At 58.7% G+C, this 14,961-nt stretch carries 14 protein-coding genes; 10 read left to right on the forward strand and 4 right to left on the reverse strand.

Features of this window, described 5'->3' with window-relative positions; all coding sequences use genetic code 11:
- Positions 1-45: 45 nt before the first annotated feature.
- The 3 genes from L350_RS12000 (at position 46) to L350_RS11990 (ending at position 3,246) form a co-directional block, all read left to right on the forward strand.
- Positions 46-1,545 (forward strand): PTS transporter subunit EIIC, encoded by a 1,500-nt coding sequence (locus tag L350_RS12000; protein WP_003858916.1) that lies wholly within the window; start codon positions 46-48, stop codon positions 1,543-1,545.
- An 83-nt stretch (positions 1,546-1,628) separates the two neighbouring features.
- Entirely contained in the window at positions 1,629-2,645 is a 1,017-nt protein-coding gene (gene malI, locus L350_RS11995; protein WP_032624721.1) for a Mal regulon transcriptional regulator MalI, read from the forward strand.
- Between the two features lie 73 nt (positions 2,646-2,718).
- The gene (locus L350_RS11990) at positions 2,719-3,246 is read left to right on the forward strand and encodes a metal-dependent hydrolase (protein WP_032624722.1); all 528 of its coding nucleotides are present in this window, start codon (positions 2,719-2,721) and stop codon (positions 3,244-3,246) included.
- A gap of 89 nt (positions 3,247-3,335) precedes the next feature.
- Here the strand turns inward: L350_RS11990 and cysS are convergent, their stop codons facing one another.
- The gene (cysS, locus tag L350_RS11985) at positions 3,336-4,721 is read right to left on the reverse strand and encodes a cysteine--tRNA ligase (RefSeq protein ID WP_032624723.1); all 1,386 of its coding nucleotides are present in this window, start codon (positions 4,719-4,721) and stop codon (positions 3,336-3,338) included.
- Between the two features lie 175 nt (positions 4,722-4,896).
- Here cysS and ppiB point away from each other — a divergent pair, with 175 nt between their 5' ends.
- The 5 genes from ppiB to mnmH all read left to right on the forward strand — a co-directional run bounded on the left by ppiB (position 4,897) and on the right by mnmH (position 8,964).
- Positions 4,897-5,391, forward strand: a complete 495-nt coding sequence (gene ppiB, locus L350_RS11980) for a peptidylprolyl isomerase B (RefSeq protein ID WP_000256009.1) — start codon at positions 4,897-4,899, stop codon at positions 5,389-5,391.
- 3 nt (positions 5,392-5,394) lie between these two features.
- Positions 5,395-6,117 carry a UDP-2,3-diacylglucosamine diphosphatase gene (gene lpxH, locus L350_RS11975; protein ID WP_022647299.1) on the forward strand — a complete coding sequence of 241 codons (723 nt, stop codon included), beginning with the start codon at positions 5,395-5,397 and terminating at the stop codon, positions 6,115-6,117.
- A gap of 118 nt (positions 6,118-6,235) precedes the next feature.
- A complete protein-coding gene (gene purE / locus L350_RS11970; protein ID WP_023299481.1) occupies positions 6,236-6,745 on the forward strand; it encodes a 5-(carboxyamino)imidazole ribonucleotide mutase in 510 nt (169 codons plus the stop codon).
- On the forward strand, positions 6,742-7,809 hold the full coding sequence (purK, locus tag L350_RS11965) for a 5-(carboxyamino)imidazole ribonucleotide synthase (RefSeq protein ID WP_023299480.1): 1,068 nt from the start codon (positions 6,742-6,744) through the stop codon (positions 7,807-7,809). The genes purE and purK overlap by 4 nt, the downstream gene beginning before the upstream one ends.
- A gap of 84 nt (positions 7,810-7,893) precedes the next feature.
- Entirely contained in the window at positions 7,894-8,964 is a 1,071-nt protein-coding gene (gene mnmH / locus L350_RS11960) for a tRNA 2-selenouridine(34) synthase MnmH (protein WP_032624724.1), read from the forward strand.
- 122 nt (positions 8,965-9,086) lie between these two features.
- Here mnmH and L350_RS11955 read toward each other — a convergent pair whose 3' ends face one another.
- From L350_RS11955 to ybbA, 3 genes are all read right to left on the reverse strand, one after another.
- The gene (locus tag L350_RS11955) at positions 9,087-10,232 is read right to left on the reverse strand and encodes a porin (RefSeq protein ID WP_032624725.1); all 1,146 of its coding nucleotides are present in this window, start codon (positions 10,230-10,232) and stop codon (positions 9,087-9,089) included.
- Positions 10,233-10,414: 182 nt separating this feature from the next.
- On the reverse strand, positions 10,415-12,829 hold the full coding sequence (gene ybbP / locus L350_RS11950; protein ID WP_032624726.1) for a putative ABC transporter permease subunit YbbP: 2,415 nt from the start codon (positions 12,827-12,829) through the stop codon (positions 10,415-10,417).
- Positions 12,826-13,512 (reverse strand): putative ABC transporter ATP-binding protein YbbA, encoded by a 687-nt coding sequence (ybbA, locus tag L350_RS11945; protein WP_023299477.1) that lies wholly within the window; start codon positions 13,510-13,512, stop codon positions 12,826-12,828. Before ybbA ends, ybbP begins: the two co-directional genes overlap by 4 nt.
- Here ybbA and tesA point away from each other — a divergent pair.
- A complete protein-coding gene (gene tesA, locus L350_RS11940) occupies positions 13,483-14,115 on the forward strand; it encodes a multifunctional acyl-CoA thioesterase I/protease I/lysophospholipase L1 (RefSeq protein WP_003858933.1) in 633 nt (210 codons plus the stop codon). The genes ybbA and tesA overlap by 30 nt on opposite strands.
- Positions 14,096-14,905 carry an SDR family oxidoreductase gene (locus L350_RS11935; RefSeq protein WP_096216772.1) on the forward strand — a complete coding sequence of 270 codons (810 nt, stop codon included), beginning with the start codon at positions 14,096-14,098 and terminating at the stop codon, positions 14,903-14,905. The genes tesA and L350_RS11935 overlap by 20 nt, the downstream gene beginning before the upstream one ends.
- Positions 14,906-14,961: the final 56 nt, after the last annotated feature.

The raw sequence follows: 14,961 nt of genomic DNA on the forward strand, positions 1-14,961 counted from the left end.
ACTTACAATAACAGCGCGAAAAAGCGCTACTCGGGGGAAATCAGCATGAGTCTGATATCAGGGTTTGTTAAATCGCTGTCTAAGTTATCGATGATTGGTCGCGCCTTAATGCTGCCAATTTCACTGCTTCCCGCTGCGGGCCTGCTGCTGGCCTTCGGCGATAAGTTCCACCTGCCGCTGATGATGAACGCCGGCGGGGTTATCTTTGATAACCTGCCGATGCTGTTCGCCATCGGCTCTGCCGTCGGTCTGGCTTCGGAATCCGGCATTGCGGCACTCTCTGCGGCGGTCTCGGTGTTTGTCACCAACATCACCATCAGCACCGTGCTGAGCATTACGCCGGAAATGGCCTCCCAGGGCGGGAAATACGCCATGGTCGTCGGCATTCCAACGTTGCAGATGGGCGTCTTTGGCGGCCTGATCTGCGGTATTCTCGCGGCCTGGTGCTACAACCGCTTCCACACCATGCAGCTGCCGGAATTCCTCGGCTTCTTCTCCGGGAAGCGTTTTGTGGCGATTGCGACGGCATTTCTGTCGTTCCTGCTCGGCCTGCTGCTGCCGTACGTGTGGCAGCATATTCAGTCCGGGATCGACGCCCTGTCCGTGGTGGTGAACGGCGATAACCAGGCGGCCTCGACCTTTATCTTCGGGCTGGTGGAGCGCGCGTTGATCCCGCTCGGCCTGCACCACATCTGGTATCCCTCCTTCTGGTATTCGTTCGGGGATTACACCACCCAGGCGGGTCAGGTGATCCACGGCGACCAGACCATCTGGTTCAAGATGCTCGAAGAAGGGGTGAAATCCTTCAGCAGCGATACCTACCAGAACGCCGGGAAATTCATGCAGGGCGAGTTCCCGCTGATGCTGTTCGCGCTGCCTGCGGCGTGCCTTGCGATGTACCATGAAGCGCATACGAAGAATAAGAAAATTGCGGCCGGTATTCTCTTCTCCGCCGCCCTCACCTGCTTCCTGACGGGCATCACCGAGCCGGTAGAGTTCACCTTTATCTTCGTGGCGCCAATCCTTTACGTCTTCAACGCCATCATGGCGGGCCTGGCGTACATGACCATGTACCTGCTGCATGCGCACATCGCCAAGTCGTTCTCGGCGGGCTTTATCGACTACCTGTCGTTCGGGATCCTGCCGTCGTTTAACGGCTATCAGACCAACTTCCTGAGCGCCATTATCATCGGTATCCCTATGGCCCTGATTTACTATTTCACCTTCCGCTTCGTGATCCGCCGTTTCGACGTGAAAACGCCGGGCCGCACCGAAGTGACCGCCAGCGCGAATGACAAGTCCGATTCCGAACTTGCAACCGAAATCATCGGCCTGCTGGGCGGTGCGCAGAACATTGATTCCGTCGGCTCCTGCATCACGCGTCTGCGTCTGGAAGTGGCGAAGAGCGAAGCGGTGGACCGGGACGGGCTGAACGGGCTGGGCGCGCGCGGCGTGGTGTTTGTTGGCGACAACGGGATACAGGTGATTTTCGGGGCCAGAGCACAGTTTATCGCCCAGACCATGTCCACGATGATTGGCAAATAATAAGATGCCTGAAGGAGGCGTCTCCTGTACGCTGGGGTACGCCTCTTATCTGGCTGATAATCGGTAAATTTCAGGGAGCGGTTTTGAAGAAAGTCAGCATTATTGATGTTGCAAAGCATGCGGGCGTGTCGGTTTCTACCGTGTCGCTGGTGCTGCGCCAGAAAGGGAAGATCTCAGAGGCGACGATCGGGAAGGTCAATGCCGCCATCACAACGCTGGGCTATGTTCATAACGTCGCCGCTGCCAACCTTCGCGCCAACACCTCCAATTTAATCGGCCTGATCCTGCGGGACTTCAGCGACAGCTTTTCCATCAAAGTGATGGCGAGCATCGTTCAGGAGCTGGAGAAACAGGGTTATATGGTTTTTCTCGGTCAGCCGCTAAACGACGACGAACATCTTGAGCGTACCCTGCTCTCATTTAAGCAGCAGGGCGTGGCGGGCGTCATCTATCTGGCGTCGGACACCCGCGCCGCCTCTCTCCCGGAACACATTCGCCAATGCCCGCTGCCGCTTGTGGCGGTTTCGCAGTCGTTGCTGGAAGAGAAATGCAACCTGGTGATGCGCGATAACCGCCAGGCGGCGAACCTGGCCGCGCGTTATCTTATCGAGCGCGGGCACCGCACCATCGCCTACATTGGCGGGCGCGACGGGTGCCGTATTCGCGAGCAGCGCCTGCTCGGTTTTCGCAGCGCGGTGACGCAGAACGGCCTGGTCTGGCGTGAGGAATATTCTCCCGCCTGCACCGATGATACGCAGGCGGCGGCCATGGCGACTCGCCAGCTGCTGGAGAAGAACAACACGATTACCGCCCTGCTCTGCCATTCGCCGGACGCGATGATCGGTTCGATCTCCGGCATTCACCAGGTGGGGCGCACGGTGGGCAAAGATGTTTTCCTGACTCAGCAGGTGGCGCTGATCGGCTTTGAAGATATGCTTCACGTAAACCTCACGTCGCCGTCACTGACTTACGTTTCGTCTGCCAGTGAAGAGACCGGCCGCCAGGCGGCAGGGCTGATGATCCGCAGGCTGAAGGAGCCGGATCTGCAAACGCAGCGTATTACCCTCTCCGGCCAGCTTATCGCGCGGGAATCGGCGTAAATTCAGAATTTAGCATGGGTCTTATAGCGCGAGATGACTGCTATATTTCCATGATTTGCCATGGATAAATGTAATGCCTACCGTTATCACCCACGCTGCCGTACCTCTGTGTCTGGGCTTAGGGCTCGGAACCAAAGTCATCCCACCCCGCCTGCTGTTTGCCGGGATCGTCCTCGCCATGCTGCCTGACGCTGACGTACTGGCGTTTAAATTCGGTGTCGCCTACGGGAATATTTTCGGCCACCGCGGTTTCACTCATTCGCTGCTGTTTGCCTTTGTAGTGCCCATACTTTGCGTGCTGGCTGGGCGTCGATGGTTCCGGGCCAGCCTGTCGCGCTGCTGGCTGTTTTTAACCGTGTCGCTGCTGTCGCACAGCCTGCTGGATTCGATTACCACCGGCGGGAAAGGCGTCGGCTGGCTGTGGCCCTGGTCAGATGAGCGCTTCTTTGCGCCGTGGCAGGTGATTAAGGTCGCGCCGTTTGCACTGTCGCGCTATACCACGCCGTACGGGCATCAGGTGATTATCTCGGAACTGCTGTGGGTGTGGCTGCCGGGGATGGTGCTGATGGGAGTGTTATGGTGGAGAAAACGTGCGCGCTGATGCCCTCACCCCAGCCCTCTCCCACAGGGAGAGGGAGAAAACCTAACCATCCCCTCTCCCTGTGGGAGAGGGTTAGGGTGAGGGGAAAATTACTTACGACGCCAGGTGGTGCCCTGCGGGCCATCTTCCAGAATAATACCCATCTCGGTCAGACTGTTACGCGCCGCATCCGCCGCCGCCCAGTCTTTCGCCTGACGCGCTTCCAGACGCGCTTTAATCAGTGCTTCAATTTCCGCTACTTCACCGTCGTCCGCCTGCGCGCCGCTTTGCAGGAACATGTCCGGCTCCTGCTCCAGCAGGCCGAGCACGGAAGAGAGCTTACGCAGATGAGACGCCAGCGCATTCGCCGCCGCCATATCTTCTGACTTCAGGCGATTCACCTCACGCGCCATGTCGAACAGCACGGAGTAGGCTTCCGGGGTGTTGAAGTCGTCGTTCATGACCTCAACGAAGCGGGCTTCGAACGCCTCGCCGCCAGCGGCCGGAACAGACCTGTCGGTGCCGCGCAGTGCGGTATACAGACGCTCCAGCGCAGCGCGCGCCTGCTTCAGGTTCTCTTCGCTGTAGTTCAGCTGGCTGCGATAGTGGCCGGACATCAGGAAGTAGCGCACGGTTTCCGCGTCGTAATACTTCAGCACGTCGCGCACGGTGAAAAAGTTACCCAGCGATTTCGACATCTTCTCGCGGTCAACCATCACCATCCCGGAGTGCATCCAGTAGTTCACGTACTCGCCGCCGTGAGCACAGGTGGACTGCGCGATTTCGTTTTCGTGGTGCGGGAACATCAGATCCGAACCGCCGCCGTGAATGTCGAAATGGTTGCCCAGCTGTTTGCAGTTCATCGCGGAACATTCAATGTGCCAGCCCGGACGCCCTTCGCCCCACGGGGATGGCCAGCTCGGTTCGCCCGCTTTGGACATCTTCCACAGCACGAAGTCCATCGGATTACGCTTCACGTCAACCACGTCCACGCGTGCACCGGCCTGGAGCTGGTCCAGATCCTGGCGGGAAAGCGCACCGTAGGTTGGGTCCGTCGGCACCGAGAACATCACGTCGCCGTTGTCCGCCACATAGGCGTGACCGCGCTCGATCAGCTTTTGGGTGATCTCAATGATTTCATGAATATGGTGGGTCGCACGCGGCTCGCTATCCGGGCGCAGAATATTCAAGGCATCAAAATCCTTGTGCATTTCGGCGATCATGCGATCCACCAGCGCGACAAAGCTTTCGCCATTTTCATTAGCACGTTTAATGATTTTGTCGTCGATGTCGGTGATGTTGCGCACATACTTCAGGTTATAGCCCAGGAAGCGCAGGTAGCGGGACACCACGTCGAACGCGACAAAGGTACGGCCATGGCCGATATGACAGAGATCGTAAACCGTAATACCACACACGTACATGCCGACTTCCCCGGCATGGATAGGTTTAAATTCCTCTTTTTGGCGCGTCATTGTATTAAAGATTTTTAACATCGAAGATTCCATGTAAACACGTGTGTGGATTGTTTGTTCCTTATAATACCCATAATTCGGAGCACGGTCAGCACACAATGCAAGGTGATCGTGTCCTGTGGTTATGCTATAACAAGCCCCTATATGTGACCCGAGCACGGGTCGACGCACCACAATAACGGAACAGGATGCAAAAATGGTTACTTTCCACACTAATCATGGCGATATCGTAATCAAAACCTTTGATGACAAAGCGCCTGAAACAGTTAAAAACTTCCTGGACTACTGCCGCGAAGGTTTCTACAACAACACTATTTTCCACCGTGTGATCAACGGCTTTATGATCCAGGGCGGCGGTTTCGAGCCTGGCATGCGCCAGAAAGAGACGAAAGAAGCGATCAAAAACGAAGCGAACAACGGCCTGAAAAACACCCGCGGTACGCTGGCAATGGCCCGTACTCAGGCCCCGCACTCTGCTACCGCACAGTTCTTCATTAACGTGGCGGACAACGACTTCCTGAACTTCTCTGGCGAAAGCCTGCAAGGCTGGGGCTACTGCGTATTCGCAGAAGTGGTTGAAGGCATGGACGTGGTCGACAAGATCAAAGCCGTTTCTACTGGCCGCAGCGGTATGCACCAGGACGTTCCTAAAGAAGACGTTGTGATCACAAGCGTGACCGTCAGCGAGTAATTCGTGGCGACACTCTTTATTGCGGATCTGCATCTGCAAACAGAAGAACCGGCGATAACCGCCGGTTTTCTGCGTTTTTTACGCGGTGAAGCGAAAAGCGCCGATGCGCTGTACATTCTGGGTGACCTGTTTGAGGCCTGGATAGGCGACGACGATCCGAACCCGCTGCACCGTGAGATGGCAGCGGCCATTAAAGCGCTGGTGGATTCCGGCGTCCCCTGCTATTTCATTCACGGCAACCGTGATTTCCTGATCGGCCAGCGCTACGCCCGCGAGAGCGGCATGACGCTGCTCCCGGAAGAGCAGGTGCTTGACCTCTATGGCCGCAATATTCTGATCATGCACGGCGACACGCTCTGCACTGACGATACCGGCTACCTGGCGTTTCGCGCCAAAGTTCACACCCCGTGGATCCAGAAAGTGTTCCTCGCCCTGCCGCTGTTTATCCGCAACCGCATCGCCGCCAGAATGCGCGCGGGCAGCAAGGCCGCCAACAGCAGCAAATCGATGACCATCATGGACGTCAACCCGCAGGCGGTGGTGAACGTGATGGAGAAGCATCGCGTTCAGTGGCTGATCCACGGCCATACCCATCGTCCCGATGTGCATTCCCTTATCGCCAACGGCGAGCCCGCCCATCGCGTGGTTTTAGGCGCCTGGCACAGCGAAGGATCGATGGTCAAAGTCACGCCGGAAGGTGTGGAACTGATCGCCTTCCCGTTTTAACCCTCCTCGTTTTTTCGCTCATTTCCCGACCACGCAACCGTTTTCCTTGCCGGTATTACATGCTATTCTCTGTGCCCTCGAAAGCAGTGTGTTCCGCACCACAGGAGTTTTAAGACGCATGTCTTCCCGCAATAATCCGGCGCGTGTCGCCATCGTGATGGGGTCCAAAAGCGACTGGGCTACCATGCAATTCGCCGCCGAAATCTTTGAAATCCTGAATGTTCCGCACCACGTCGAAGTGGTTTCCGCGCACCGTACGCCGGATAAACTGTTCAGCTTCGCCGAAAGCGCCGAAGAGAACGGTTACGAGGTGATCATTGCCGGTGCGGGCGGCGCAGCACATCTGCCGGGCATGATTGCCGCCAAAACCCTGGTGCCGGTACTGGGCGTGCCGGTACAGAGCGCCGCGTTAAGCGGGGTTGATAGCCTGTACTCTATCGTCCAGATGCCGCGCGGTATCCCTGTCGGTACGCTGGCGATTGGTAAGGCGGGTGCCGCAAATGCCGCCCTGCTGGCCGCGCAGATCCTCGCGACGCATGATAATGACTTACATCAACGCCTGGCGGAGTGGCGTAAAGCCCAGACCGACGAGGTGCTGGATAACCCGGATCCGCGGGGTGCAGCATGAAGCAGGTTTGCGTTCTTGGTAATGGTCAGCTTGGCCGGATGCTACGTCAGGCCGGTGAGCCGCTGGGTATTGCCGTCTGGCCCGTCGGGCTGGACGCCGAGCCGGAAGCCGTGCCGTTCCATCAGAGCGTGATCACCGCCGAAATTGAACGCTGGCCGGAAACCGCCCTGACCCGCGAGCTGGCGCGCCATAACGCCTTTGTGAACCGCGACGTCTTCCCGATCATCGCCGACCGTCTGACGCAAAAGCAGCTGTTCGACAAGCTCGGCCTTGCGACCGCGCCGTGGCAGCTGTTGTCCGACAAAAGCGAGTGGAATGACGTCTTCGCCATGCTGGGCGATCTGGCGATCGTGAAGCGTCGTGTCGGCGGCTACGACGGTCGCGGGCAGTGGCGCCTGCGCGCGAACGACACCGCCGAGCTGCCGGACGACTGCTACGGCGAGTGCATCGTTGAGCAGGGCATAAACTTCAGCGGTGAAGTGTCGCTGGTGGGCGCGCGCGGGCATGACGGGCACACCGTTTTTTACCCGCTAACGCATAACCTGCATCAGGACGGGATTCTGCGCACCAGCGTCGCCTTCCCGCAGGCCAATGCTGACCAGCAGGCGCAGGCGGAAGAGATGCTCTCTGCCATCATGCATGAGCTGGGCTATGTGGGCGTAATGGCGATGGAGTGTTTCGTCACGCCATCGGGTCTGCTGATCAACGAACTTGCGCCGCGCGTGCACAACAGCGGCCACTGGACGCAAAACGGTGCCTCCATCAGCCAGTTCGAGCTGCACCTGCGCGCCATCACTGACCTGCCGCTGCCGCAGCCGGTGGTGACCAGCCCGTCGGTGATGATCAACCTGATCGGCACCGATCTGAACTACGACTGGCTGAAGCTGCCGCTGGTGCACCTGCACTGGTACGACAAAGCGGTGCGCCCGGGTCGTAAGGTCGGCCACCTGAACCTGAACGATACCGACACGGACCGCCTGAGCGCCACGCTGGAAGCGATTGTTCCCCTGCTACCGCCAGAATACGCGAGCGGGATTGTCTGGGCGCAGTCAAAACTGAAGTAAGTAACCCCCGCCGGGGAGTTGACCTTCCCCTTCCCCGGCGTACAATTCCCGCCCATTGCTGCTTAGCTTTCTTCTGGAACCACCATGAACGATGGAACGGACTATCGCGCGATCCTCGCGTCCGATACCCCTTTAATCGACGTTCGCGCGCCGATCGAATTTGTCCAGGGTGCGATGCCCGCCGCACTCAACCTGCCCTTAATGAACGACGACGAGCGTGCCGCCGTCGGCACCTGCTATAAACGCCAGGGTCCGGACGCCGCACTGACGCTCGGCCATAGCCTGGTCAACGGCGAGACGCGAGAGGCGCGCATCAACGCCTGGCGCGAAGCCAGCCTGGCCCATCCTAAGGGCTACCTTTGCTGCGCGCGCGGTGGCCAGCGCTCACATATCTCCCAGGCCTGGCTTAAAGAGGCGGGAATCGATTATCCGCTGATCCGCGGCGGCTATAAGGCCCTGCGCCAGACGGCAATTCAGGTGACGATTGAGCAGTCACAAAAACCGATGGTGCTTATCGGTGGCTGTACCGGAAACGGCAAAACGCTGCTGGTGAAGCAGCATGCGCAGGGCATCGATCTGGAAGGGCTGGCGCACCATCGCGGCTCGTCATTTGGCCGCACGCTCACCCCGCAACTTTCTCAGGCGAGCTTCGAGAATCACCTTGCCGTCGAGCTGCTAAAAAAAGATGCCGCGCGCTGGGTGCTGGAGGATGAGGGCCGGATGATTGGCTCTAACCACCTGCCGGAGTGCCTGCGCGACCGCATGGCGGAAGCGCCTGTCGTTGTGGTCGAAGATCCGTTTGAGATCCGTCTTGAGCGGCTGCGCGAAGAGTATTTCGACCACATGTGGGCCGACTTTTCTGCCGCCTACGGTGAAGAAGCGGGCTGGAAAGCCTACAGCGAATACCTGCATCACGGCCTGTTCGCCATCCGCCGTCGTCTGGGGCTGCAACGATTCGCGGAATTTACCGCGCTATTGGATTCCGCGCTTCTGGAACAACAGCGCTCTGGAAGCACTGACGCGCACTTCAGCTGGCTTGTGCCGCTGCTGAAGGACTATTACGACCCGATGTACGGCTATCAGCTGGAGAAGAAAGCGGAGAAGATTGTTTTTCGCGGGACGTACGAAGAAATTGCCGAGTGGCTTGATCGCTGAAAAAAGCCGGGTGGCGAGGTAAAAGCAAAACGGCAACCTGGGTTGCCGTTTTTAATGTTTTTTCCCTCTCCCCGTGGGAGAGGGTCAGGGTGAAGGCATCAGGCCGCACCCTACATGACAACTCAGAAGTCGTAACGCAGACGCACCAGGTTCATGTCGCCCAGGTTGTCGGTGCTGGAGGTGAACACGTGTTCGTAATCCACGCGGAAACCGTAGTCCAGCTGGACGCTGATACCTACGCCGTTGTCGATGCGCTGGTAGTTACGGCCGTTCACGTACTCAATGCGGTCGCCCATGAAGTACGGCTGAATGGATTTCACCGCATACTGACCGACCGGGAATTTGTATCCTGCGAAGTATTCAATACCCCATGCATCACCGGCGAAGTAGTCGTTAACGGACACTTTTTTGGTGGTCATGAAGTTCTGATACCAGCCGCCGCCTGCGGAGAAGGTCCAGTTATCCGGCGTCCAGCTCAGTGCGGTGCCGAGAATGTTCTGGTCGTAGGATTTGCTGTCGCCGTTGTCCGGATTACGCATGTCCGCGCGGGTGTAGTTCCACGCTGCGCCCCAGGTCAGATCGGTGGTCAGGTGGTAATCGATACCCAGTGAACCGCCGCCTTTACGCTTGTAGCGCAGGCCGTTGCCCGGCAGGTATTCGCTGTCTTCAAACAAGTAAGAGGCGTAGATGTCAGCATCGCCCACGGTTTTCTTGTACTTCAGCATCTGGCGTGAACGGTAAGAGCCGTCGTAGTCGCCGTTGATCCCGTTACCCGACGCCTGACCAATCATGTCGTAGTCCCAGATATCGGTTTTCGCGCCCACCACGTCATAGTACACGCTGTTCTGCTGGCCGAAGGTCAGCGTACCCCAGGTGTCGCTCTTCAGACCGGTGTAGAGCATACGGCGTGAGGTGTCGTGCGCGCCGTCGGCGTAGTGGTTATCCCAGTTAAACTGCGCCGGAATGTTCACACCCAGCTCGTAGTAGGTGATCCAGCTGATGTCATCGAACAGGTAGTAGTCTGCCGCGAAACGGAAACGGGTTCCGCCGTCAAAACCGTTACGCTTGTAGCCGTTTTTGCCGTCATCACCGGTCATGTTCTGGAACTGAGGACGGATGCTGCCGCCAACGGTGAAGTTCAGACGGCTCAGCGGGTTACCCGCCTGCGGATCCTGTTTCAGAAGGGTGATTTCCGCCTGAGATGCGAAAGAAGCCAATGCCACTGCTGCGCCGATCGTTGTCGCCAGCGCTGTTTTTTTTATAGTCATTCTTTTTCCTTGATAGACACGCTGCTAAATATTTAGCTGGTGAATATTAACCGGAAAGATTCGGGCTGTGTGGGCGGGTTTTTAATGTTTTGTGCTACTAAATGCATGGGCATTAACGATTTGTGCTATTAAGTGATGACACACCAGCAGAAATGCCGGTGCGTCATCATCACGCAAGTAAACTAGCTGACAAACTGGCGGAACAGCGCTTTACCTTTCAACAGCCGCGTCCCGAGCCAGCCACCGCACAGGGACAGCAGCACCGCGCCGCAGACAGGCAGCGTGAGCCACAGCCGCCAGTCAGGCTCCCATGGAAAATCAAAGACTTTCGTCTGAAGCACCGCCAGTGCGGTTTCCGCCCCGATGGCCGCCACCAGGCCCGCCACCAGCCCGAGCAGGGCAAATTCGCTCCACAGCGTGGCGCGCAGCAGCCGTTTACTGGCCCCCAGCGTGCGGTAGACCACCAGCTCCTGATGACGCTGGCGCATGCCCACCTGTACCTGCGCCAGCAGCAACAATAGGCCGCAGACGGTCACCAGCACCACCATCACCTCCAGGGCGCGGCTCACCTGTTCCAGCACCTGCCCGACCTGTTTGAGGATCGCGCCGATATCCAGCAGGCTCACCGTCGGAAATTCCCGGTTCAGTTGCGTCAGCATGCCGTTGCCGTTTTCCCAGCGGAAGCTGGTCAGCCAGCTCTGGGGCTGTCCGTCCAGCGCGCCCGACGGGAAGATGAAGAAGAAATTTGGCCGCAGGCTTTCCCAGTCCACTTTGCGCAGGCTGGTGACTTTGGCGGTGAAATCCTGGGTATCACCGGTAAAGGTCACGCTATCGCCGAGCTTCACGTTCAGGCGTGTCGCCAGCCCCTCCTCCATCGACACTTCCCCCGCTTTCGGCGGCCAGGTGCCGGCAACGATCGGGTTATGGTCCGGACGTTTCGCCTGCCAGGTCAGGTTGAGCTCGCGGTTGAGCGATTCATCCTTATTTCCCTCCGTGGACTGGCCGTTGATCTGCGTCAGGCGGGCGCGCACGATCGGATAGAACGATTCCGGAATAATGTGATGCTCAGACAGGAAACCCTTCAGCGGCGTCACCTGTTCGGGAGCAATGTTGATCAGGAAATAGTTCGGGCTTTCCGGCGGAAGCTGCTGCTGCCAGCGATCCAGCAGATCCCCGCGCAGCACCAGCAGAAGCGCCAGCAGCATAAACGACAGCGAAAATGCCGAGAGCTGGCTGAGGGTAGACCACGGCTGGTGCAGCAGTCGGTTAACCGCTAACCGTATGGGGAGTGATTTAACTGTCAGCTTACTCAGCACATTAAGCAGTACCCAGCCCACCACGCCGCACAGCAGCGCCAGCACCACCGCGCCCGCCAGCACCGCCCACAGCAGCGTACTGCCGCCCATCAGCCAGGCCAACAGCCCGACTGCCACCGCAATAATCACCGGCAGATAGAACTTCAGCGGCCAGACGCTGGCCACCACATCCCGGCGCAGCACGCGCAGCGGCTGGGTGGCGAGCAGCAGCCGGTAGGGGCGTAACCCCACCAGCAGGGAGATCGTCGTCATCGCGCCGATGGCCCACAGCCACGGCCAGAGGCTGGCAGGCGGCAGCGCAGCGGGCAGGACCGGTTTGAGCAGCACCATCAGTAGCTTTTCAAACAGCAGCCCTATCGCCCCGCCGGTCAGAGCCGACAGCGCCAGCACCATCAGCCACTGGCCGACAATCAGCTTGCGCAGCTGTGCCCGGCCCGCGCCGAGGGTTTTGAGTATCGCCACCAGATCGTAACGGCTGCGGCAGTAGTGCCCCATTGCCACGGCAACGGCCGCAATGGCCAGCAGCAGGGTTAACAGCGCCGACAGCAACAGAAACTGCTGAGAACGCTCGAGGGATTTGCCGAGCGCCCCGTCATCCTGCTCCAGCCCGTACCAGCGATGTTCCGGCTTGAGCTGAGGCAGGAGCCATTTTTCATACGCCACCAGTTGAGCAGGCGTCCCGCCAAACTTATAGCGCCATGTGACGCGGCTACCCGGCTGGACGGCGTTGGTTTTCGCCACATCAGCGGTGTTCATCAGCAGGCGCGGCGCGAGCTGGAACGGATTAAATCCGGAGTCGGGTTCCTGCACCACTTCCCCGGCAATTTTGAGGGTCGCGTCGCCGACGTCGATACTGTCGCCGGGTTTCAGGTTCAGCAGCGCCATCAGACGCGATGCCAGCAGTACCGTACCGGCCGTCGGTTTTAGCCCCGGCGGACTGGTTTGTAAATCACCATACATCGGGTAGATGTCATCCACGGCTTTTACGCTGGCAAGCTGTGGCGTGTCGCCCGCAAAGGTCATGGTCTGGAAGGTGATTTGCTCTCCCACCTTCAGCCCCTCTTTGCGCGCTTCCTCAATCCAGCCCGGCGGCACGGGGCGAGAACTTTGCAGAGCCCGGTCCCCCGCCATAAATTCCCGACTCTGCTGGCTAAGCCCTTTCTCCATACGATCGCTGACGCTGCCGAGCGCCAGCACGCAGGCCACCGCCAGGCTCAACGCCAGCCAGACAATCAGCAGCGAGGGCGAGCGCCATTCGCGCCAAAACCAGCGGGCAATCATGCTTCCTCCTGAAGAACACCGTTCACCAGCCGCAGGCGGCGGTCGCAGCGGGCGGCCAACTGCGGGTCGTGGGTAACCAGAATCAGCGTGGTGCCATGCTCGCGGTTGAGGGAAAACAGCAGATCGGCAATTTTGTCCCCGGTTTTACGGTCGAGATTGCCCGTGGGCTCATCGGCAAACAGCACTTCCGGGCGCCCGTTAAACGCCCGGGCCAGCGCCACGCGCTGCTGCTCACCGCCGGAAAGCTGCGCCGGAAGGTGGTCGAGACGTTTTCCCAGCCCCAGCTGTTCCAGCAACGCTTTGGCGTGATCGCGGCTTTCGCGGGTATTTTCACCGCGCAGCAGGCCGGGCAGCTCAACGTTTTCCAGCGCGTTGAGGGTTGGAATCAGCATGAATGACTGAAAGACAAACCCGATATGCCGGGCACGCAGCGCGGCGCGCGCCTCTTCATCAAGCGCGTGGAGGGGCTGGCCGACCAGGTTCACTTCCCCGCTGCTGCCATCGTCCAGCCCGGCGAGAATGGCCAGCAGCGTGGACTTACCGGAACCGGATTCGCCAATCAGGGCGATGGTTTCGGCACGTTTGACAACGAGTTCAACTCCGGTGAGGATGGAAAGCTCGTGTTCTCCCTGACCGACGGACTTCTTAAGACAATGAACTTCAACAATGTTTTCCGCTGGCATTTGCCCTTCCTGTTTTTGATGCTGATGACCTTCCGCGCGGCGGCTGCGGACACGTTATTGATTCTGGGCGATAGCCTGAGCGCGGGCTATCGTATGGCGGCCAGTGCGGCCTGGCCCGCCCTGCTCAATGATAAATGGCAGTCCCGGGCGTCTGTCGTTAACGGCAGCATCAGCGGCGATACGTCGCAGCAAGGCTTATCGCGCCTGCCTGCCCTGCTTAAGCAGCATCAACCGCGTTGGGTGCTGGTCGAACTGGGCGGTAATGATGGTTTGCGCGGCTTCCAGCCACAGCAAACGGAGCAAACGCTGCGGACTATTTTGCAGACCATTAAGGCCGCTAACGCCCAGCCGCTGCTGATGCAAATTCGCCTGCCCGCTAACTACGGCCGTCGGTATAATGAGGCGTTTAGCGCGATCTATCCTAAGCTTGCCAAAGAGTTTGATATTCCGCTGCTGCCATTTTTCATGGAAGAGGTCTATCTGAAACCCCAGTGGATGCAGGATGATGGCATTCACCCCAATCGCGATGCCCAGCCGTTCATTGCCGACTGGATGGCAACCCGGCTGGCTCCTTTAGTAAAACATGACTCGTCAAACAGCTGAGAACCTGACAGGTAAAGTTATGCAAAAATCGGTCTTAATAACAGGATGTTCCAGCGGAATTGGCCTTGAGAGCGCCCTTGAACTGAAACGTCAGGGGTTTTGGGTGCTGGCGGCCTGCCGCAAACCCGAAGATGTCGAACGCATGCGAGGGCTGGGATTTACCGGCATTCTGCTGGATCTCGATTCGCCAGAGAGCGTGGAGCAGGCCGCCGATGAGGTTATCGCCCTGACCAGCAACCGTCTTTACGGTCTGTTTAACAATGCGGGCTACGGCGTGTACGGCCCGCTACAGACCCTCTCGCGGGAACAGCTGGAGCAGCAGTTCTCCGCAAACTTTTTTGGGGCGCATCAGCTCACCATGCGCCTTCTCCCCGCCATGCTGCCGCACGGCGAAGGGCGGATTGTCATGACCTCCTCGGTGATGGGCCTGATCTCCACGCCGGGACGCGGGGCTTACGCTGCCAGTAAATATGCGCTTGAAGCCTGGTCCGATGCGTTGCGCATGGAGCTGCGCCACAGCGGCATTAAGGTCAGCCTGATTGAACCGGGCCCCATCCGCACCCGCTTTACGGAAAACGTTAACCAGACGCAGGCGGACCAACCGGTCGAAAATCCCGGTATCGCGGCGCGTTTTACGCTTGGGCCAGAAGCCGTGGTTGCCAAAGTGCGCCACGCATTTGAGAGCGATACCCCTAAAATGCGCTATCCGGTGACGCTGGTGACCCATGCCGTCGGCTGGTTAAAACGCCTGCTGCCGGGGCGGATGATGGACAAAATTTTGCAGGGTTGAGTTGAAGCGACGACGCTTACCCCCATGTAAAGAGTAAACCGATAAAAGAGAATGCC

Source organism: Enterobacter sp. MGH 4 (assembly GCF_000534735.1).
In the GTDB taxonomy this organism is placed as follows: Bacteria; Pseudomonadota; Gammaproteobacteria; order Enterobacterales; family Enterobacteriaceae; genus Enterobacter; species Enterobacter intestinihominis.